This window comes from Staphylococcus edaphicus (assembly GCF_002614725.1).
Lineage (GTDB): Bacteria > Bacillota > Bacilli > Staphylococcales > Staphylococcaceae > Staphylococcus > Staphylococcus edaphicus.
On record NZ_MRZN01000013.1, the window covers coordinates 1 to 22616 of the forward strand.

General features: G+C 31.5%; 21 protein-coding genes and 1 pseudogene. 18 read left to right on the forward strand and 4 right to left on the reverse strand.

Annotated features, from left to right (window positions below; translation table 11 throughout):
* Positions 1-190: 190 nt before the first annotated feature.
* Entirely contained in the window at positions 191-379 is a 189-nt protein-coding gene (locus BTJ66_RS08450; RefSeq protein ID WP_099090529.1) for a 2-hydroxymuconate tautomerase, read from the reverse strand.
* Positions 380-529: 150 nt separating this feature from the next.
* On the opposite strand from BTJ66_RS08450, the gene BTJ66_RS08455 reads away from it, so the two are divergent.
* From BTJ66_RS08455 to BTJ66_RS08460, 3 genes and pseudogenes are all read left to right on the forward strand, one after another.
* Positions 530-1792 carry a Y-family DNA polymerase gene (locus BTJ66_RS08455; RefSeq protein WP_099090530.1) on the forward strand — a complete coding sequence of 421 codons (1263 nt, stop codon included), beginning with the start codon at positions 530-532 and terminating at the stop codon, positions 1790-1792.
* 914 nt (positions 1793-2706) lie between these two features.
* Positions 2707-2772: pseudogene (locus BTJ66_RS14025) on the forward strand (zinc-ribbon domain-containing protein); the annotation flags it as partial.
* 21 nt (positions 2773-2793) lie between these two features.
* Positions 2794-3666 (forward strand): hypothetical protein, encoded by an 873-nt coding sequence (locus BTJ66_RS08460; protein WP_238597614.1) that lies wholly within the window; start codon positions 2794-2796, stop codon positions 3664-3666.
* A 484-nt stretch (positions 3667-4150) separates the two neighbouring features.
* On the opposite strand, the gene BTJ66_RS08465 is transcribed toward BTJ66_RS08460, so the two are convergent.
* A complete protein-coding gene (locus tag BTJ66_RS08465) occupies positions 4151-5242 on the reverse strand; it encodes a prephenate dehydrogenase (protein ID WP_099090532.1) in 1092 nt (363 codons plus the stop codon).
* A gap of 280 nt (positions 5243-5522) precedes the next feature.
* On the opposite strand from BTJ66_RS08465, the gene BTJ66_RS08470 reads away from it, so the two are divergent.
* The 14 genes from BTJ66_RS08470 (at position 5523) to BTJ66_RS08535 (ending at position 19232) form a co-directional block, all read left to right on the forward strand.
* Positions 5523-6449, forward strand: coding sequence for a D-2-hydroxyacid dehydrogenase (locus tag BTJ66_RS08470; RefSeq protein ID WP_099090533.1), 927 nt, complete (start codon positions 5523-5525; stop codon positions 6447-6449).
* A gap of 159 nt (positions 6450-6608) precedes the next feature.
* Complete coding sequence (locus BTJ66_RS08475; RefSeq protein WP_099090534.1) at positions 6609-7643, forward strand: M42 family metallopeptidase; 1035 nt, start codon at positions 6609-6611, stop codon at positions 7641-7643.
* A 195-nt stretch (positions 7644-7838) separates the two neighbouring features.
* Positions 7839-8099, forward strand: a complete 261-nt coding sequence (locus tag BTJ66_RS14030; protein WP_099090535.1) for a hypothetical protein — start codon at positions 7839-7841, stop codon at positions 8097-8099.
* A gap of 96 nt (positions 8100-8195) precedes the next feature.
* The gene (locus BTJ66_RS08485) at positions 8196-8408 is read left to right on the forward strand and encodes a hypothetical protein (RefSeq protein ID WP_099090536.1); all 213 of its coding nucleotides are present in this window, start codon (positions 8196-8198) and stop codon (positions 8406-8408) included.
* A gap of 576 nt (positions 8409-8984) precedes the next feature.
* A complete protein-coding gene (locus tag BTJ66_RS08490; protein WP_099090537.1) occupies positions 8985-10391 on the forward strand; it encodes an anthranilate synthase component I in 1407 nt (468 codons plus the stop codon).
* A complete protein-coding gene (locus BTJ66_RS08495; RefSeq protein ID WP_099090538.1) occupies positions 10388-10975 on the forward strand; it encodes an anthranilate synthase component II in 588 nt (195 codons plus the stop codon). The genes BTJ66_RS08490 and BTJ66_RS08495 overlap by 4 nt, the downstream gene beginning before the upstream one ends.
* Positions 10953-11969 carry an anthranilate phosphoribosyltransferase gene (trpD, locus tag BTJ66_RS08500; protein WP_099090539.1) on the forward strand — a complete coding sequence of 339 codons (1017 nt, stop codon included), beginning with the start codon at positions 10953-10955 and terminating at the stop codon, positions 11967-11969. Before BTJ66_RS08495 ends, trpD begins: the two co-directional genes overlap by 23 nt.
* Complete coding sequence (gene trpC / locus BTJ66_RS08505) at positions 11953-12735, forward strand: indole-3-glycerol phosphate synthase TrpC (protein ID WP_099090540.1); 783 nt, start codon at positions 11953-11955, stop codon at positions 12733-12735. The genes trpD and trpC overlap by 17 nt, the downstream gene beginning before the upstream one ends.
* Positions 12732-13361, forward strand: a complete 630-nt coding sequence (locus tag BTJ66_RS08510) for a phosphoribosylanthranilate isomerase (RefSeq protein ID WP_099090541.1) — start codon at positions 12732-12734, stop codon at positions 13359-13361. The genes trpC and BTJ66_RS08510 overlap by 4 nt, the downstream gene beginning before the upstream one ends.
* A 2-nt stretch (positions 13362-13363) precedes the next feature.
* Complete coding sequence (gene trpB / locus BTJ66_RS08515; RefSeq protein ID WP_099090542.1) at positions 13364-14578, forward strand: tryptophan synthase subunit beta; 1215 nt, start codon at positions 13364-13366, stop codon at positions 14576-14578.
* Positions 14571-15296: a tryptophan synthase subunit alpha gene (trpA, locus tag BTJ66_RS08520; protein ID WP_099090543.1), complete on the forward strand. Its 726-nt coding sequence runs from the start codon at positions 14571-14573 to the stop codon at positions 15294-15296. The genes trpB and trpA overlap by 8 nt, the downstream gene beginning before the upstream one ends.
* Before the next feature lie 121 nt (positions 15297-15417).
* A complete protein-coding gene (locus BTJ66_RS08525) occupies positions 15418-16074 on the forward strand; it encodes a type 1 glutamine amidotransferase domain-containing protein (protein WP_099090544.1) in 657 nt (218 codons plus the stop codon).
* 608 nt (positions 16075-16682) lie between these two features.
* Entirely contained in the window at positions 16683-17945 is a 1263-nt protein-coding gene (locus BTJ66_RS08530) for an aminoacyltransferase (protein WP_099090545.1), read from the forward strand.
* Between the two features lie 27 nt (positions 17946-17972).
* Positions 17973-19232 (forward strand): aminoacyltransferase, encoded by a 1260-nt coding sequence (locus BTJ66_RS08535; protein ID WP_099090546.1) that lies wholly within the window; start codon positions 17973-17975, stop codon positions 19230-19232.
* A gap of 360 nt (positions 19233-19592) precedes the next feature.
* Here the strand turns inward: BTJ66_RS08535 and BTJ66_RS08540 are convergent, their stop codons facing one another.
* A complete protein-coding gene (locus BTJ66_RS08540; protein ID WP_099090547.1) occupies positions 19593-20114 on the reverse strand; it encodes an HdeD family acid-resistance protein in 522 nt (173 codons plus the stop codon).
* An 859-nt stretch (positions 20115-20973) separates the two neighbouring features.
* Between BTJ66_RS08540 and BTJ66_RS08545 the strand changes: the two genes are divergently transcribed.
* Positions 20974-21990: a siderophore ABC transporter substrate-binding protein gene (locus tag BTJ66_RS08545; RefSeq protein WP_099090548.1), complete on the forward strand. Its 1017-nt coding sequence runs from the start codon at positions 20974-20976 to the stop codon at positions 21988-21990.
* Between the two features lie 68 nt (positions 21991-22058).
* Here the strand turns inward: BTJ66_RS08545 and BTJ66_RS08550 are convergent, their stop codons facing one another.
* The gene (locus BTJ66_RS08550) at positions 22059-22406 is read right to left on the reverse strand and encodes a heme biosynthesis HemY N-terminal domain-containing protein (RefSeq protein WP_099090549.1); all 348 of its coding nucleotides are present in this window, start codon (positions 22404-22406) and stop codon (positions 22059-22061) included.
* Positions 22407-22616: the final 210 nt, after the last annotated feature.

The window sequence follows — 22616 nt, forward strand, 5'->3', positions numbered from 1 at the left end:
AAGAAAAATAGTAGCTCAACGAGCTACAAAATTATATAAAAATAAAGAAAACGTCAATTTCTATATAATTTCAATAGAAATTGACGTTTATTCTTTAATCAGAAATGTTTATGTCCCGGACTCTTTTTAATTTATATAGAACATGTGAATTTGATAGGATGAATTAAAGTCTGAAATGATATCTCATTTGTTACGATTGATCAGATTTTCTCACGCCAGCTACACCATAGTGAGATGGTTTCATTTCTTCTATTACGACTTGTATCGCTTCTTTATTAGCGCCCGTTGTTTTTTCTACGGCGTTTGTAACCTCAGTTACTAAATTTTTAAGTTGTTCATCTGAGCGTCCCTCTAGTAATTTTACATTTACAATTGGCATATATAAATCCTCCTTAAGTCATTTGAATATATTATAGCATGAAAACAGTGAAAATTATTTATCTAAAATGACGGAACGTTTGTTCTTTTGGATATTGAAATAGAACTTTTGTTCGTATATAATGGAATTAATTAAGGGAGGGTATGTACTATGTATGATTATAATCTGCTGGAAGAAAGAGATGTACTATGTATAGACCAAAAAAGTTTTTTTGCTAGTGTTTCTTGCATACAAAAAGGACTGGATCCTATGAAAGAAAAATTAGCTGTTGTTGCTGATACTAAAAGACAGGGTTCAGTCGTTTTGGCGGCTACAGGGCCTTTGAAAGCATTGGGTGTGAAAACTGGATCGAGATTATTTGAAATACCACATAGAAATGACATATATATTATTAATCCAAGTATGAGAAAGTATTTAGAAGTTTCTGTAGCAATATCAAAAATTGCATTGCGTTATGTCCCGCCTGAAGATTTACATCAATATAGCATAGATGAATTTTTTATGGATGTGACTGATAGTTATCATAGATTTAGTAGTACGATTGACTCTTTTTGCCAAAAGTTGCAGTTTGAAATTAAGGAAGAAACAGGTATTAATTGTTCGATTGGTATAGGATCTAATATGTTATTGAGTAAAATTGCAATGGATATAGAAGCGAAACATACCCATAATTTAATTGCGGAATGGCGTTATCAAGACGTGCCTAAAAAGGTTTGGCCAATTCAGCCACTCAGCAAATTTTGGGGAATCAGTAGAAGAACAGAAGCGAAATTGAATAAAAGAGGCATTTTTACCATTGGTGATTTGGCACATTATTCTCACACGTATTTAAAACGAGATTTAGGTATCCTTGGTATCGATTTACATCTACATGCAAACGGTATTGATCAAAGTAAAGTAAGAGATAAATATAAAGTGATGAATCCATCTATTTGTAAGAGTCAAATACTGATGCGTGATTATCGTTATGAAGAATCGAAAGTAGTGATGCGAGAGTTAATTGAAGATGTTGCAAGTCGCGTCAGAGGAAGAAATCAATTGGCTAGAACCATTCACTTTTCATTTGGCTATAGTGATGAAGGTGGAATAAATAAGCAATATACACTAGAGGATCCAACTAATTTAGAAGATAATATTTTTAAAGTTGTTGAATATTTTGCTGACAAATTATGTGACCACAATGCGTTGTTTCGGACGGTCAGTATTTCATTAACACAATTTATAGATGAGAAAGATAGACAATTGAATTTATTCATTGACGAATACGAAAGAAAAAGAAATGAAAAGTTAGCTAAAACGATTGATGCATTGCATCAAAAATTTGGCCGAGGTATTGTATCTAAAGCGGTTTCTTATACTGAAGCAGGGACAAAACACGGACGATTAGGACTTATGGCTGGTCATAAAATGTAAGTAATGCATAGATTAAGATATACAAGCATAATTATATGATGAGAATAAATAATCGGAACCTCAAACTGAAGTGGTTGGCGATAATTTTTAAATTGCTTAACGCTTTGACAATGAGAATGATAATAGCTATTGGTATTGACATAGTAAATAGAAGTGCTAGGATAGTGAGAATTATTAGAAGGACCGCTGTCATGTGGAAAACGCCTTTATCAAGTTAATATCTAAAATAAAATATTGTGAGTTAAGCATTTAAACAGGCTTTACAGGAATGTCATTTCTTGTGACGTGAAATATATTCAATTAATCCTATAACAATAATAATGGGGAAAAAAGGAAAAGTAGATAAACGACTAAACTCATAATAAGCCTCCTCCTAGCAAATAGGTTATTAATATATTAAAACATTTCAAATCATATAAATTAAAGAAAATGACGATATTGTCACATAAACTTAAAGCAGACTAGCTAAAACAACAGCAAGTAATTTAAATAGAAACTATTAGAAAATCTAATAGTTATAATAAGCGTTATATGTCGAAAAAGTAAATAATTGAAAGTAAAATGACAAGCTCTAGAAGAAAAAAAGATGTAATAAATCGTGAAGCAAAGACTAAATGTAGTTATATTTATAGTATATCTAATATTGCTTCATGGAAATTTAAATGATTCTATAAATACTTACGGCTAATATTAGATAACACACATTAAAATGTAAAATTCAGCAAAACGTATATAGCTTTATTTTTGGGTTTTGATATACTTAATATATTATTTGAAGTATGGGAGTAATGTATTTTTTAATCATAGTAACTGGTGTAGGTATTTAATTTCTTATTTAAATCATTCTTAATATCAGTAACTTATAATTATTAATTGTTATTAAAATAAGATCGAATATAAAGGGGGATGTATTTTTGAAATTCTGTAATAATTGTGGGAATAAATTACATGATGGACAAAAGTTTTGTGATAAATGTGGGAAGCGTGTTAACTACTCAAATATGGTTAGTACTAATCATAATTTTATTCCGCAACCACCTAAAAAAAATGGTGGTAAAATCATAATGATAATTATAACTATTTTAGTATTTTTATTGTTGGTTGCTGGTTTAATATTTGGAGCATATAAGTTATTTTTTGAAAATATGAATATTAGTTTTAATCAAAATAATAATTCCCAAAGCAATACATCATCAAATAGTAGCGGTTCAGGAGACGCACCTTCAATAGATATTTTGACAGAAAGTTTCAATACTAGTTTTATGAATCAAGATAATCGTCAGGGCTATGAAGGCGTTGAGATTGGGATGAGTAAGGATGACGTAAAAAATCAGTTAGGATCAGCTGATGGAAACCTTTCCATAGTAGGAGTTACTGCTGAAAAGCATGGGAATATAGCTGTTCATTATGATAATGATAAAGTAGATAGATACTTCGTAGTGCCGAATAGTGATATAACTATCCAACAATTTACAAGTCAGCATGGTGAACCTACAATGAAAGCGGCTGAAGGTGGCGTCGTGTATGATGATAATGCTAACAACTCATTTACCATAAAAGTTTATGCTGATGAAAATGCTAATGTTACAGGTGTCGAAAATGTAGATGCTATTGAAAGAAATGGTGGAAGTGCTTCAAATCATGAAGGACATAGTGGTAATAAAGAACCTGTAATAAGCTCATCTAGAGCAGAAGAAATAGGCAAAGAGTATTTAGATAAGCGTTATGATGATTACTGGTTCCATTCTGTCGATAAAGCAAATGGCATTTATCGTGTGAACTATGGTAAAGGTAATGCTAGTCATGCACATGCTGCTATATATATTGATGAAGATACAGGGGATATCAGTGAAGTTGACCCTAATGCAGAATAAACAAATTATAAGTTATGCTTAGCATAGATAATACGTATTTTTAAGAATTACGATATAATTAAAAAGCACATAAATGCTCTGATTTTGTTACAAGAACGACTTGATAAAGTTGCGTATCAGTAAGATTAACGTGGGGATTGTTATTCTACGCAGCAACTTTTATCGTCGTTCTTTTTATTTGTCTATAAAAGTTTGGTACATTGCGATAAAAGTCCTAATCTGACTGAATATTTTATAGTATGTTCCAGAACTCATTTTAATTATTAAAGATTCAACTTTTGATACTGCATCTTCTAAATCTGCCTATTCATTTAGCATTTTATACAGAAAGAACTATTGAAATTTTTTCAATACGCTTCAAGCCATTATATAAGTAACAAAAGACCCATCTAACGTATTAGTTCCGCTAGATGGGTCTATATTTCATACTTTAACAGAAAGTTTTTTAAATACTAAATAGCGATAAAACATTCTAACTACAGTATTAGTCGATATAAGTATCGAAATTACTGAGTGCATCAGCACCAGCTTTACGATCCTCAGGATTTTTAAAACTAATACGCAAAGCACCATAGATATCTTCACGAACTTCTAATATTCTTAAGTTGCTTATAGAAATATTATGTAAACTTAGTATGTTTGTAACTTTGCTAATCATACCTGATTTATCCGGAATATCTACATATAGATCATACTCCACAGATAGTGCGCCTTGTTGTTTAAGGGGGAGTTCGTCTCGATAAATTTTAGCATCATTAAAAAAAGCGTGGAGATCTTCAGCGTTATTACGTTCAATCAACGATATAACATCTCCCATTTGGTCTTTCCATTCCTTTAAGATACCTAGTATAGTGTCTTTGTTTTCAACTGTAATATCACGCCACATAACTGGGTTACTGCTTGCAATTCTTGTGATATCTCTAAAACCACCCGCAGCTAATGTTTTTACTAAAGCAGAATCATCTACATGTTGGGCATTTAAATGGACCAAACTTGAAGCGATAATGTGCGGGACATGACTAACTATTCCGGTAACAAAATCATGCTCTTCTGCAGTTGTTGAAATAAATTTAGCATCAGTCGTTTTTAATAAGTCTTGGATTTCTTCAAAAGCATGGTCATTAGCAGGTTCATTATGTACGAGTATATAAAAAGCATTTTCAAACAAATGCTTTTTAGCATTTAATACACCAGATTTATGACTTCCTGCCATAGGATGGCCACCAATTAAATGAATATCATAATCTAAAAGGAAATGTTCATATTGTTGAATCGTCGACTTTGTACTTCCAGTATCCGAAATGATTACATGTTTTCTTAATTGATAGTTTGGCAAATCTTGTAGGTATCTAACTGTTTGCTGTACTGGAGTGGCATAAATAATAATATCGGCATTTTCAATACTTGTCTTATAGTCGGTTGATTGATAATCTATAATACCAATAGACAAAGCTTTATCTAGTTGTGACGTATCCGCATCAAAGGCGGTTATTTCAATATCATCATGATAATATCTTAAATTACTCGCCAAGCTCCCGCCGATAAGACCTAAGCCAACGAAAAGGATTTGTTTCATTTAGTAAACCACCTCTATCAAAATTTTCAGAATAGTAATATTGTATAGTAGGTGCTACTAATACGCAATATGTGTTAGGTTTTTTACTTAATTTATAATGATAGTGACAACCTTCGCACACGTGTGGCTATTTTTATAATCATAGGTAACATTATGTTATTTAGAGTGAAAAATAAGACAATGAAGCAAATAGAATTATGTTGAAGTAAGAGAAACAAAGTATCAAAATAAAATAAAACAAAAGAGTTAAGACACCTAGAAAATAAAAGGAGTAGATAGTATGAAAATAAAGAACATCTTAATTGCGGGCCAACACGAACTTGATTTTCATCCATATTTGAAACAATTAGAGATGTATCATTTACGCTTTAAATCAATCGATGCCATTTCGCAAAATGATATGGATTGGGCAGATGTTTACGTAGGATTCGCTCCGAATGAAAGTTTTGATCCTGCTAAATTCAACTGGGTGCACACGTTTAACGCAGGAGTGAATAATTATTTAGCTATTTCTGGTTGGAAAGATACATTGTTAACTAGAACAATTAGTGATTTCGGAGAAAAAATGAGTACCTATTGTTTAAGTTATATATTAGCTGATTTACAATATCACGCAAGATTCAAAGCGCAGCAAAAAGAGAAAGTTTGGGCAGTTAAATCGCCAGGTTCGTTAAAAGAGCAGACTGTAACAATATTAGGTACAGGAGAAATTGGACAAAAGATTGCCGAAGTATTTTCAAGATTTGGAGCAACTGTAAACGGTATTTCGAACAATGGTGAACATAAATCATATTTTAATTACATAACTAACATGGAAAACGCGACAACAACACTTGAACAATCGAATTACATTATTAGTACTTTACCGTTAACACTAGATACAGAGAAACTATTGAATCAATCATTTTTTAACCATTTAAATGATGTGTTTTTTATTAATGTTGGAAGAGGAAAGGTAGTAGATACGGAGAACCTGTTAAATGCTTTAAATGAAGGGAAATTAAGGTATGCTGTATTAGATGTCTTTGAGTCAGAGCCTTTAAAAGAGGACTCTGAATTATGGGAAAGGGAAGATATTACGATTACGCCACATATTTCAGCATTAACAGATATAGATAATGCCGTATCTTGTTTTTATAATACATTGAAGAAAATAGAGAACAATGAATCACTAGAGAATCAAGTTGATTTCAGTAAAGGATATTAAACTCAATTAAGTAATAACCAGGTTGTTTTATGAAATTGTTCAATATATTTAAGTCAATTTTTAATCTTGTGTGTTAATATGACAAGTATTTTCGTACAATTGTACCAATTTTCGAGGAGAAAAGTTAGAATAGGCATAAATAGACTAGGAGGGGATTGCATGACGGAATCAATTTTCACCACAATAAAAGCATTAACTGAGATCAATAGTCCATCAGGACACGCAGAAAAAGCAATTGCTTACGTTAAAGATGAAGTCGAACATTTAGGTTATACAACAACGTTGACGAATAAAGGCGCATTGTTGATAACTGTGAAAGGTGAGAACGATGAAGCACAAAAATGTATCACTGCACATGTTGATACGCTTGGTGCAATGGTAAAAGAAATTAAGGAAGATGGCAGATTAGCATTGGATTTAATTGGTGGCTTCAGTTATAACGCTATTGAAGGAGAATATTGTGAAATTGAAACTTCAGCAGGACAAACCTATACTGGAACCATCTGTTTACATGAGACAAGTGTACATGTGTATCGTAATAATGACGACATATCAAGAAACATTGAACACATGGAAGTGAGATTAGATGAAAAAGTAATGTCAAAAGAGGACACTGAAGGTTTAGGTATAAGTGTAGGAGATTTTATAAGTTTTGATCCAAGGACTCAAATCACATCTTCTGGATTTATCAAGTCACGTCATTTAGATGATAAAGCAAGTGTTGCAATGATTATTGAGTTTTTAAAAGTAATTAAAAATGAAAATTTAATTTTGCCTCATACTATACAATTTTATATCTCAAATAATGAAGAAATTGGTTATGGTGCGAATGCTTCAATTTCGCCAAAAATTGTTGATTTTATCGCTTTCGATATGGGAGCATTAGGTGATGGTCAAGCGTCCGATGAATATACAGTATCTATTTGTGCGAAGGATGCTTCAGGACCTTATCATAAAGTATTACGTGAACAGCTAGTTCATTTATGCCAGCTTAATAAAATACCCTATAAAGTAGATATTTATCCATATTATAGCTCAGATGCATCTGCAGCGTTAAAAGCAGGTGCTGATATCAGACATGGTTTATTTGGCGCAGGCATAGAATCTTCACATGCACTCGAACGTACACATATAGATTCTATCAAAGCAACACAGGCTTTGTTACAAGCATATTGTTTAGCACCCATACAATAATTTAGATTTCATAAGAAAAAATTCGAAAAATCTGAATAAATTGTTTTAATATGATGCTAAATGTTTTGGAGTATCTGTGGAAAATATCGTTTATGACTGATGCTCTCCATAAGGATAAATTGCAATTATTATTTGCAAATATGAATTCAATTTCATTAATAATTAAAGATAATGTAATGAGAAGCTTGGTTTGATATGAGCATTCTAACAGCATTATTACGAGTAATCATATATGCAGTTTTATTGGCAATTCAATATTTTTTATCCAAAACAGGAAATAAAATATTAGAAGCAGTTGTATCTATCTTTTTTATAATTACGCTTACTCATTTATTTCTAACGGAAAAATTAGGATTAAATATATTGGGCACTATAATACTCGGGGTTATAAGACTGCTATTTCTCTTAGGTCAATGGCATAGTGCGCAAAAAAAGCAAGATAAAATCGGAAAATAATTCTAAATACATTGAAAAAAAGATTCGATTTAATTGAATATGTAAAAATGTATGTGACTAAAAAATTTATAAATAAAATTTGGGAGATCATAATATATGAAAAAACCAAGCTTAAGAACGATTCTACTAACTATATTTTGGATTTTAATATTGTTATATGCTGGATATGTTACATTTGGAGAGCATAAGTTTGCTTATCATCCAATTGTATTTTTATTTTTGTTTGCAATAGGAGCTAATCTGATTAGGAAAGTCGCACCAAAAGATACTTATGAAAAATATCAAAATAATACAGATAAATTGCAATAGACGTTTTGATTTTAGGTACTAAATAAACGAAATTAGATAAATGTGCGGGTTAAGTGTTGACAAATTGAATTTATCCTAGTACGATTCTAGTTAATTACTTATTGCAACAGAAAATACATTCGTTGCCATTTGAAAGATAACGTAGCAAATATGTTATGTAGCAAAAAGAAAGCTAATGGTTGATGAAAATTAGCACTGCATATATTGTGAATTGGGCTTTTAAATGAAAATTAAATAGCAATTAAAGTGAACAATGAATTTGTTAACTAAGGTGGCACCACGGTAACGCGTCCTTACAGTATGCGTTAGTGTGGTGTTTTTTGTATTGAAATGGACTTATGTTGGAAGACAAAATGAAGTAAGTGATGATTAGGTAGTGGCAGAAAGTTAGTGGTTGATGTGAACTAACACCTACATAGACTGAAATTGGGTTTTGTTGGATTAAAAAAGAATAAAATAAAGAGAGAGTAGATGAATTTCAATAATTCAAATATCTACTAATTTTAGGTGGTACCGCGCGTCAGCGTCCTTAACAATGTTTAAGGATGCTGATTTTTTTATAAGGAGGAAAGTAAAGTGAAAATACAATATCAAAAACTAAATGCTGAAGTTACCCCAGAAGCCTTAGCTAGATTAAAAGATAATAAAATCATTTTGGAAAGTTCAGATCAATCCAAATTAAAAGGGCGTTATTCTATTGTTATTTTTGACACATACGGTGCTATTACTTTAGATAATGATACTATGACTGTATCAACACCAGGTGGAAATAATATAGAACATGATCAGCCCTATGAGAAAATGAAAGCACTTATTGATCAATACAAGACGGTAATAGAAGACGAAAGATTGGCGCAATTACCGTTTATCTCAGGGTTCGTTGGGTCATGTAGTTTTGATTTAGTGAGACATGAATTTCCAGTTTTAAAACAAATTGAATTAGCAGATCATTCACAACATGATACAAAATTTCATATGGTAGAAGATGTTTATGTGTTTGACCATTATAAAGAGCATTTATATGTTATAGCCACTAACATATTTTCTAATGATAATGATGCACAATTACAGGAACGTGTGCAACGTCGTGTGGCAGAATTGCAACAAATAAAAATCTATCCAACAAAAATTGAACATACTGCAACAGAGAAGCATATAAAATCTAATATGTCGCCAACACAATTTATTGAAACGGTTAAACATATGAAAACACTTATTCAACAAGGTGATATGTTCCAAGTAGTACCATCTATTATTTATAGTTATGAACATTATTTTGGTCAACAACTGCAACAATTATCTTATCAACTATACCAAAATTTAAAACGACAAAACCCAAGTCCATATATGTACTACATGAATATGGATCGCCCAATTATTGTAGGTAGTTCACCAGAAAGCTTTGTAAAAGTAAAAGGACAAACAGTAATGACTAACCCAATTGCTGGAACTATAAAAAGGGGTGCGACCGAAGAAGAAGATAACGCGAATGAAACGCTGCTCATTAATGATGAAAAAGAGTTGAGTGAGCATAGTATGCTTGTTGATCTAGGAAGAAATGATATTCACAGAATAAGTCAAACAGGAACCTCAAAAATTCAAAAACTGATGACGATTGAACGATATGAACATGTGATGCACATTGTGAGTGAAGTGACTGGTCAATTAGAAAGTGATTATTCTCCAATGACTGTGATTGCAAGTTTGTTACCTACTGGTACGGTATCTGGAGCACCAAAGCTTAGAGCAATTCAACGAATTTACGAATCAAACCCACATAAACGTGGTGTTTACAGTGGTGGTATTGGTTATATTAATTGCAATCATGATTTAGATTTTGCTTTGGCAATCAGGACGATGATGATTGATGACACATATGTGAATGTTCAAGCTGGTTGTGGCGTAGTATATGACTCTGTACCTGAAAAAGAACTGGAAGAAACAAAACTGAAAGCAAAAAGTTTATTGGAGGTGTCACCATGATATTGATAGTCGATAACTATGATTCGTTCACCTATAATTTAGTGAATATGATAGCACCACAAGACGAAGTGATCGTTAAGTATCCTGATGATCCGAGTATTTATCATTTAGATGTTGATGGTGTAGTAATATCTCCTGGTCCTGGTCATCCATTAGATACAGAGAACCTAATGCATATTATTAAACATTATGAAGAAAAGCCTATATTAGGTGTGTGTTTAGGAGCACAAGCATTAACTTGTTATTATCATGGGGATGTGATTCAAAGTGAAAACATTATGCATGGTAAAAAAGATCAAATGCAAATCATAAAAGAAACAAAACTATACACTAATATTCCAGAATATTCTGAAATAATGAGATACCATTCACTTATCAGCAATCCGCAAACGATGCCGACATCTTTAATGATTACAGCTGAAACTGAAGATTGTATACAATCATTCGAACATAAACAGCTATTACATTATGGCATTCAATACCATCCAGAATCATTTGCAACGGAATTTGGCAAAGAAATTATTAACAACTTTTTAGGCATTGTAGAGGAGGTTAAAAATCATGGAATTACAAACATTACTTAATCAATATAAACCATTAAATCAGCAACAAATGAACGCATTTATCGCATTACTTATTTCCGAAGATGTGCAAGAGAATGTGAAAATAGATTATTTAGCGTCATTTTCAGAGAAGGAAATTACACAACAAGAATTAACCTACATTACGAACAGTTTAATTCATTCTATGTATGATCAACAACCATATTATCCAAAGAGTATGTGTGTCTGTGGTACTGGTGGCGATAAATCAAACAGTTTCAATATATCTACAACTGTCTCATTTGTAGTTGCTAGTGCAGGCGTGCCAGTAATAAAGCATGGCAATAAGAGTGTAACTTCTTCATCAGGAAGTACGGATTTACTAAATGCAATGCAAATTCAAACGACCGCTGTAACACAGACGCCCAATCAATTGAATGAAAAAGGGTTAGTGTTTTTAAATGCGACAGAAACGTATCCAATTATGAAGAAAATACAACCTATACGAAAGCATATGAGCAATCCAACTATTTTTAATATAACTGGACCAATGATAAATCCTTTTAAATTGGATTATCAAGTTATGGGAGTATATGAAAAGTCAAAACTAGATAAAATTGCACAAACATTAGCAGATCTAGGGCGTAAAAAAGCAATTGTAGTGTATGGGGCTAATGGTATGGATGAAGCTACCTTGTCTGGAGATAATTTGTTATATGAGATAAATGCAAATGAAGGTATTGAAACATACACTTTAAATGCACAAGATGTTGGTTTAGATTATGCGTCAAACGAAGAGCTTAAAGGTGGCACCCCAGCTGAAAATTTAGAAATTACTAAAAACATTTTAAATGGTAATGATCGAAGTGCAAGGCGAGATGTAGTTGTATTGAATGCTGGTATTGCATTGTATGCATCAGAGCAAGTGGGAACAATTCAAGAAGGTGTGTATAAGGCACAGAAATTGATTGATGAGGGCGAAGCATTAGCACAATACAACAAAATGGGAGGTAAAACATATGACTATATTGGATGAAATTGTATTATATAAAAAAGATTTAATAGAACAAGGCTATTATGAAGATAAATTAAAAACACTAAAAGATATAGATATTTCACATAAAACGTCATTTGAAACTCAAATAGAGGATTCAGATTGTTTAGCAGTAATTGCAGAAATAAAATCAAAAAGCCCGACATTAAATGAATTGCCTGGTAGAGATTTAGTGCAGCAAGTTAAGGATTATGAAGCATATGGTGCTAATGCAGTTTCGATATTAACTGATGAGCAATATTTTGGTGGCAGTTATGAACGTTTACAATCTTTAACCGTACAAACTGAATTGCCTGTATTATGTAAGGACTTCGTAGTAGATAAAGTACAAATTGATGTTGCAAAAAAAGCAGGCGCTTCAATTATTCTATTAATTGTCAATGTGTTATCCGATGAACAACTAAAAGAATTATATCAATATGCTACATCACTAAATTTAGAGGTACTTGTAGAGGTACATGATAAAGAAGAATTAGCGCGTGCCTATGACCTAAATCCACAAATAATTGGTGTGAATAACAGAGATCTTAAAAAGTTCGTTACAGATGTCTTGCATACCAATGAGATTTTAGAAAATAAAAAAGATGGTTTCTACTACATTTCTGAAAGTGGGATTCGCGATAAGGAAGATGTAGCAAATATAGTAGCTTCTGGTATAGATGGTTTATTAATTGGTGAATCTTTGATGAAATGCGATGATTTAAGCCAATTCTTACCGGGATTAAAAATGACTAAGGTGACAAGATGAAATTAAAATTTTGTGGTTTTCGCAATCTAGAGGATGTACAAAAAGCAAAAGATTTAAATATTGATGCGATGGGATTCATTCATTTTCCAAAAAGCAAACGCTTTGTCGATATTCCAACCATCAAGCAATTTACAGATGTTATTCCTGATGATAAGGAAAAGGTCGTAATCCTGGTGAACCCTGAATATCATGTGCTAGATAGTATAATAGAACAAACTGGAATCACAACTATTCAGTTACACGGTGATGAAGCGTTAACAACAATCTCATATATCAGGCAAAAGCATGATCATATAAAAATTATTAAAGCATTGCCTGCTAAAGATAGTGCATCATTACTGACTGCAATTGAATATTATTCACATCAAGTAGATCAATTTATTATAGATACCCCATCGCAAAGTTATGGTGGTACTGGCAAAGTATATGATTGGACAATTTTAGAAGATATAAAAGATATTGATTTTTTGATTGCTGGCGGTATCAATGATGAGAATATCAAAAAAATAGAAAAACTATCCCTACAACACAGAGGTTATGATATATCGAGTGGTATAGAAACAAATAATGATAAAGATATATGTAAAATGCAATCAATAATAGCACGAGTAAAAGGAGACAATTAATTATGGTGAAAAATATACAAACTGAAGTAGACGCATTTGGTTTCTTTGGTAATTATGGTGGTCAATATGTACCAGAAACTTTAATGCCTGCAGTACAAGAACTGAAACAAGCTTATCAGGCAGCAAAAGAAGATCCTGAATTTCAAGAAGAACTCGATGGGTATTTAAAAGATTATGTAGGTCGTGAAACGCCATTGACTTATGCTCAGTCATATTCGGAATCATTAGGTGGGGCTAAAATATATTTAAAACGTGAAGATTTAAACCACACGGGTGCACATAAAATAAATAATGCGCTTGGCCAGGCATTGTTAGCTAAACGCATGGGCAAAAACAAGTTAGTTGCTGAAACTGGTGCAGGTCAACATGGTGTAGCTAGCGCAACGGTAGCTGCCTTATTTGATATGGAGCTTATTGTGTTTATGGGGGAAGAAGATATGAAGCGCCAAGCCTTAAATGTTTTTAGAATGGAATTGTTAGGAGCAAAGGTAGAGTCGGTAACTGAAGGTCAAGGAACTTTATCAGATGCTGTCAATAAAGCACTTCAATATTGGGTGAGTCATGTGGATGACACACATTATCTATTAGGTTCTGCATTAGGACCAGATCCATTCCCTACAATTGTAAGAGATTTCCAAAAAATTATAGGACAAGAAATTAAAACGCAAGTTCATGAAAAAGAAAGACAACTACCAGACGCTATCGTTGCATGTGTTGGTGGTGGATCTAATGCTATAGGGACGTTTTATCCGTTTATAAATGATGATGTTAAACTATATGGCGTAGAAGCTGCTGGTGATGGTATTGATACGGATAAACATGCCTTGGCGATAAATAAAGGAGAAGAAGGTGTCTTACATGGCACAAAAATGTATTTAATTCAAGATGACAATGGCCAAATACAGTTAGCTCATTCGATATCTGCTGGATTAGATTATCCAGGTGTCGGACCGGAACACTCATATTACCATGATATTGGAAGAGTTAAATATGCTACTGCCAGTGATAAACAAGCTATGGATGCTTTAGTTCGTTTTACTAAAGCTGAAGGTATTATACCAGCAATCGAAAGCGCACATGCTTTAAGTTACGTTGAAGAATTAGCACCTACAATGCGTAACGATGAGATACTTGTGGTTACAGTATCCGGACGTGGAGATAAGGATATGGAAACCATTAGAAATTATATGAAACAGGAAGGTGAATCACATGTCTAAATTATTTGTACCTTATGTAATGGGAGACAAAGATTTTATCGCAAATGTAAAAACATTGAATGATGCAGGTGCAGATATTATAGAAGTAGGTGTACCATTTTCAGATCCTGTTGCTGATGGACCGGTAATTATGAATGCTGGCAATAAGGCAATTCAAGAAGGTGTGAATATACAATATATTTTCGATCAACTTACTGAACACCGTAATGAAATTCAGAGCGAATATGTGTTAATGACGTATTATAATATCATAAATCACTATGGCGAGACTGCATTTTTAAATGCTTGTGAAGCAGCGGGTGTGTACGGTTTGATTATTCCTGATTTACCTCATGAATTAGTGCAACAACTCAAAGCACGCCATCCAGAACGCAAAACAAATATTATTTCATTAATTGCTATGACTACTACAGAAACTAGAAGTAATCAAATTGCTGAAGATGCGGAAGGCTTTATTTACACAGTAACGATGAATGCAACAACTGGGGAAAATGGAAAATTTCACCCCGAATTAAAAAATAAGATTAAAAATATAAAATCGCATAGTGTAGTTCCTGTGGTAGCAGGATTTGGTATAAGAACAGCAGAACATGTTAAAGATATAATCGAAGCTTCAGATGGCGTTGTTATTGGTAGTGAAATAGTAAAACGTTTTGATAACAATGATAAACAAAGTACTATTGAATATTTAAAAACTATACGAGATGCATTAAATTAAGTAACGTTTAGATTTGATTTCTATGTATACGCATTGAAAATAAGGGTAATTATCTATTAGAGGATAATAGCAAAATAACTTATATGGTTAGTATCCTTATTTTAAAAAGAGGTGACTAAATTTGAGTAAAAAAGTTTTATTTATAATAACAAGTAGAAGTCAATATGATGATGGTACACCAACTGGTTTATGGCTAGAAGAGGCGAGTGAACCTTATAATATATTAACACAAGCAGGAATTGATGTGGATTTGGTTTCAATTGAAGGCGGACAAGTGCCATTAGATCCAAATTCTACTCAAAATGATGAATTAGATCAATATGCTAAATTTGTTGAAAAATTAAAACAAGTTCCTAGCATTGAAAATGTGGATGTAGCACAATACGATGCTGTTTATTTACCAGGTGGTCACGGTACAGTATTTGACTTTGCGCACAATCAGCAATTAGCAGAAATATTAGCAGACTTCAAGGATGAAAATAAAATTATTTCTTCTGTATGTCATGGACCAAGTGCTTTTGTAGGTGCCAAAGATAAACAAGGTAACTTCTTAGTGAACGGTGTAACATTAACTTCATTTACAGATAATGAAGAACGTACGATGGGTCTAGATAATAAAGTTCCATTTTTAACACAGACTGAATTGGAGAACCAAGGTGCTAAGTTTGTAGCTAATGATGATTTTACAGAACATGTTGAATCTGATGCACAATTCATTACTGGTCAAAACCCACAATCAAGTGTAGCTATAGGTAAAGCAATCAGAGATGCTTTATAATTTAAACAAAGTACTTTTAAGTAAAAAACTGAAGTACTGGATAAGAATACAATGTTTGAACTAAGACAAGCCTTAAGTGATATGTCACTTAGGGTTTGTTTTTGTTTTGAGACAAAAGGTTTAGTTGTGTCACTGCAAAAATAAAATGGTGTTGTTCAATCCATAAAAAATATCACTTATTAATGTAACTGATGCGAAGAATGATGAAAATAAGTATATGTTCTTTGTTTAACGTATTTTAAAATTAAAAGGTCTAGAATTGTAAGGTGAGATTATTTGTATAATATAGCTACAATACGCCTAACAAAATAGACTGCGCGGTAAATATCAATGGCATATTAATAGTGAATATTGCATTGAAACTAACTATATAGTTTATAATTAGATGATAATTTAGATTTAAGGTGTCAAATATGAATAAATGCTTAAGCTTTGTTAAAATAAAAGTAGTGATATAATTAAATAATACATAAAGCGCAATGTAATCATTACATTAGAAAGATGATGCGCAGGCTATTGATTTAGTTTTATAAATGAATGTTGTATAATAATCAAGATTGAGATTTAAACTCGAAAATAGGACTATAGATAACTAGGAGTATATAAAAATGAAATTTACGAATTTAACTGCAAAAGAATTTGGTGCATTTACCGATAAAATGCCAAATAGTCATTTCACACAAATGATAGGGAATTATGAATTGAAAATTGCAGAAAGTACAGAAACCCACTTGGTTGGTATTAAAAACAACCAAAATGAAGTCATTGCAGCGTGTTTATTAACAGCGGTACCAGTGATGAAATTCTTTAAGTATTTTTATACAAATAGAGGACCAGTTATAGATTTTGACAATAAAGAACTTGTTCATTATTTCTTTAATGAATTGACGAAATATGTTAAACAACATAATGCGTTATATTTACGTGTAGATCCTTATCTGGCATATCAATATCGTAACCATGATGGTGAAATATTAGAAAATGCTGGTAACGATTGGATCTTTGATAAAATGAAACAGCTCGGTTATAAACACCAAGGATTTTTAACTGGATTTGATCCTATTCTTCAAATAAGATTTCATTCCGTTTTAGATTTAGCAGGGAAAACGGCTAAAGATGTACTCAATGGTATGGATAGTTTGCGTAAAAGAAATACTAAAAAAGTACAAAAAAATGGTGTGAAAGTAAGATTTTTAGGTGAAGATGAATTGCCTATATTCCGCTCATTTATGGAAGACACTTCTGAAACGAAAGATTTTGACGATAGAGATGATGATTTTTATTATAATAGATTAAGATATTATAAAGATCGTGTTCTAGTACCTTTAGCTTATATGGACTTTAACGAATATATTGAAGAATTAAAATCGGAACGTGAAGTGTTGAGTAAAGATATCAATAAAGCAGTTAAAGATATTGAGAAACGACCAGAAAATAAAAAAGCATATAATAAAAAAGATAATTTAGAACAACAGCTTATAGCAAATCAACAGAAAATAGACGAAGCAGTGGCGTTACAAGAAAAACATGGCAATGAATTACCAATTTCAGCAGCATATTTTATTATTAACCCTTATGAAGTAGTCTATTATGCAGGTGGCACGTCTAACGAATTTAGACATTTTGCAGGAAGTTATGCTATTCAGTGGAAGATGATAAATTATGCGATAGACCACAGTATAAATCGATATAATTTCTATGGCATCAGTGGTGATTTTACTGAAAAAGCAGAAGATGCAGGCGTGGTTAAATTTAAAAAAGGCTTTAACGCAGACGTAGTAGAATATGTTGGTGATTTTATTAAACCAATTAATAAACCAATGTACAAAATTTATACGACATTGAAAAAAATAAAAGATAGAAAGAATTAAACATAAATAGAAGGGAACTAAGCTAGAATGAAATTTACAGAGTTAACTGTTAAAGAATATGACAATTTTGTACAGAATCCAGCATTAGAAAGTCATTATTTTCAAGTGAAAGAAAATATTGCGACAAGAGAAGAAGATGGATTTCAAGTTGTACTATTAGGTTTAAAAGACGATGATAATCAAGTAATTGCTGCTAGTCTTTTCTCTAAAATTCCTACAATGGGAAGCTATGTTTATTATTCAAATCGTGGTCCAGTTATGGATTACAATGATTTAGGGTTAGTAGATTTTTATTTACGTGAATTAGACACTTATTTGCAACAACATAATTGTTTATATGTGAAGATGGATCCCTATTGGATTTATCAAGTCTATGACAAAGATATTAATCCATTGCCGAATCATGATAAGAATGATGCATTAGTTAATTTATTTAAATCGCATCATTATATACACCATGGATTTACAACAGAGTACGATACGTCTAGTCAAGTTAGATGGATGGGTGTATTAAATCTTGATGGGGAAACGCCGACATCATTGAAAAAACAATTTGATAGTCAAAGGAAGCGTAACATCAATAAGGCGATTAATTTTGGTGTAAAAGTAAGACTATTAACAAGAGACGAATTTGATATATTCTTAGAATTGTATCGTGAAACTGAAGAACGTACAGGTTTTGTTTCTAAAACGGATGAATATTTCTATAATTTTATAGATAATTATGGGGATAAAGCATTGATTCCATTGGCTTATATTGATTTAGATGAATATATCAATCATACCCAAGAAGGCATTAACGAAAAAGAAGCTCGACGTGACCAAATGATGCAAAATGAGAACAAATCTGATAAGCAATTGAAAAAAATTGCTGAACTAGATAAACAAATTGAGCATGATAAAAAAGAATTACTTCATGCCAGTGAATTAAGATTAACGGATGGTGCTATATTGAATTTAGCAGCAGGTGTATATTTTGCAAATGCATATGAAGTGAATTATTTCTCAGGTGGATCATCAGAAAAATATAATCAATACATGGGGCCTTACATGATGCATTGGTACATGATGAACTACTGTTTTGATCATGGCTATGGTCGTTATAATTTCTATGGACTTTCAGGAGACTTTACTGAAAATAGTGAAGATTATGGCGTATATCGCTTTAAACGTGGTTTCAATGTACAAATTGAGGAACTGATTGGAGATTTCTATAAACCAATCAAGAAAACTAAGTATTGGTTATTTAATACGTTGAATAATGTTAGAAAGAAAATTAAAAAATAGTAAAAAAAGAAAGCATACTGGTTGTAAGCCCTGATCAGTGTGCTTTCTTTTGTGTTGAATTTGGTTATATTAGGATGGCTATCCAATATAACAACAAACTAGAATGTGGAATATTCTGAGATGTTAATTCTAGTTGTTCTCCACATGTTTCATTATAGCATAGTTTAATTTATTTTCAATATATTTAACGGATAATAATTCTTTAGTAAAAAATATATTTATTATATGTTGTAATGGAATATAACAAATAAAACAGCACAAAAGAAACCACACTATAATTTATTGAATTATAGTGTGGTTTTAATTCATTTTTAGTTAAACGCCCTAGTAATATAAGGTATAAGTCAAGAATGGATCAGCCTAGTTTAAGGCATCGATAATATATGTGATACCAATAATAAAGAATACGATACACATAAATATAGCAATCAATAAAGCTGCCATTAGTGGATTAAATAACAATATAAGACCAAAAACAATTTCAACTATATTTAATAAAATTGAAAAGGTATGAAAAACTTTATTTGATTTTTCAGACGGTGTAACCGTAAATATATTGAAAATGGCATTAATAATGAACCAAATAGCAAAAAGGTAAATAATAAATGTTGTGCTTGTAACGACATTAAATAGAATGAGTAATCCAATTATAATGTTAATAACACCTAGAATAACCAGTATATTGGTGCCGCTTTGTGACGCTTTTTTCATTACACGACGGATAAAAATTTCTATAAAACCATTAATAATAAATAAAAGACCAATTAGCCAAGTAATTGCAAATAAGTTTTCTTCTGGAAAGCTTATAATAAATACACCAATTACTAGAAAAATAACTCCGATGAGCAAACTTGACCATTTAATACCCGAAGATTGTTGCATTCATTTCACTCCTAAAATATTCTCTAAATAGTATATACCCAAATCAAGAAAAGAAACACTAATTAATATACGTGAACATAATTATATTATGTAAACTTATACTAATTAGTCATTTAAATTAAACCATTTTTAAGGATTGTTGGGATTATACAATCAATCTTTAATATTATAATACGAATAGGAAAATTTTCTGTTTAAGGATGGTTACAAGGATATAATGAACTTTAGCAAAATTGGATAACGCTGAGATTAAGATTTCTGAACAGTTTCAATAAATATCATGGATAAGTGTTCATCTAAGTGCAAATAAATAGTCTATAATCATAGATAAACAATTTAGGACATATTAGTGCAGCAGTATTTGTTATTTTAATCAAATGGATACATAACGATGCGTTAAGAATTGTTGGTTCGCTCGAATCAAAAACAATGTTAAACATAAAGATATTTAATAATTGTAGTCATTAATTCAATAATGCGAGTTATATTATTAGGTTAACGTAACAAGTGGCAATTAACGATGATTTGCTTGTTATAACATCTATTTTGCATTTTAGTTTACATAATATATATTATAGGAAGTTATATGTATTTGAAGAGAATGGCTCTCCTATGTATAAAGTATTGCATTTTTACTATACAAATCATTACTTATTATAAACGGCATGTTGTTTCTGATTATTGATTCATAAGCGATGCGTCATACACTGCTATTATGGCGACGAAAATCTAATTAGGTTGCAAATTATTTGTAGCTTCCTTTAATTTACGTTTGTTATGTAGAACTTATTTTAAAACAGTAATTGATAATGATTTTCAATTAATATATACTTAATTTCTACAACAAGGAGGAATTTTTTTGAAAACAAAATTAGTTATTTTCTTAACATTGTGCTGTATCGTAGTATTAACCGCTTGTAATAAAGAGTCAAATCAAACTAAATCACAGCAAGATACGGTGAAAATTAAAAATACATATGAATTTAAGGAAAAAAATAAAGATCATAAAAACGGAGAAATTATTAATGAAACGCTTGAAGTCCCTACTAATCCTAAGCGGGTTGTTGTTATGGATTATGGTGCGCTGGATGTTATGAAAGCATTGAAATTGCAAAAAAATATCGTTGCGATTGCTAAAGGCCAAGGCAATTCATTTTTACCTAACAGTTTAAAAGAATTTAAGGATAAAAAGTACCGCAATATTGGTAATCCCGGACAACCCAATTTCAATAATTTGGCAAAAGCAAAACCTGACATCATATTTGCATCATTTAGACAAGCACGTTCAAAAACGTTAGCAGAAATGAAAAAAGCAGCGCCAAATGCAAAAATCATCTTTGTTAGTCCTCAAAATGACAATTATATAGACTCAATTAAACAAAATACCATGAAAATCGGTAAAATATTTAAAAAGGAAACTGAAGTTAAAGCTTTAAATAGATCACTAGATAAAAAAATTACAGCGACACGAAAAGTCATTGATAATTCAACTGTGCTATTTTTAAATGTAGATGATAAAGGAATTAAGACTTTTGGCCCTACTGGAAGATTTGGCGGCTTTTTAAACAAAGATTTAGGCATAAAGCACGCAGATAAAAATATGCAAGCAAATTCAAGTGGTATATTAATATCTAATGAATATTTAAATAAGATCAATCCCGATAAGTTATTTGTTGTCGATAGAACAAAACAAGCGTCCTCGCAAAGTAAAGCGTTGCCTCCATCCTTGGACAATGATGTTATAAAAAATGTTGAAGCTATCAAACAGCATCATGTAAGCGTATTTGAAGCAAATAGCTGGTATTTTGGTGAAGGAGGCATTGGTTTGACGATTGACCAACTAGATCAAATACAGAAGGCATATAGGGCAAAATAAATAACATAAAGTAAAACAAAAACGAATTGTAACTTAAATCACTACAATTCGTTTTTGTTTGCTCTTATTTAATGTTGTCTATAATCTTCTATTTCATCTTTTGGAATTCCACCACGTTTACGAATTTCTTTTCTTGCTTTTTTATCGCGACGATTGCGTCTCCAATTACGTGTGAAATACCAAATGAGAAAACTAATAATTAAACTTAATACAGCCATAAATGCTGCAAATCCTAGTAATGGTTCATATGTAATGTCTTCAAAATTAGGAATTAAGAAAGCTGCTATTCCTAATACGACGATAGTTAATACAGCTGGGACAAACCATTTATTTAAGGCAAGATTACAGAAAATAGTAACTAGTATAACTGCAACTACTGAAATCCATAAATAATTAGGCATATCAAATATTGTCATTTGTTGCACTCCTTACATTCTTTTGTTTATCATTTCAATCTAATGATTACTAGTATACTACAATTAACCAAAATTTCCTTCGGGCTACAGTAGTATTAAAACATTGTATTTTGACAAACGAAGTAATCGTAAATCTAATTTTTATTTATGTTCCCCACTTTAATAACAACTAAACTTAGAATTGTGTTATGTTATCATCTTTCATGTATA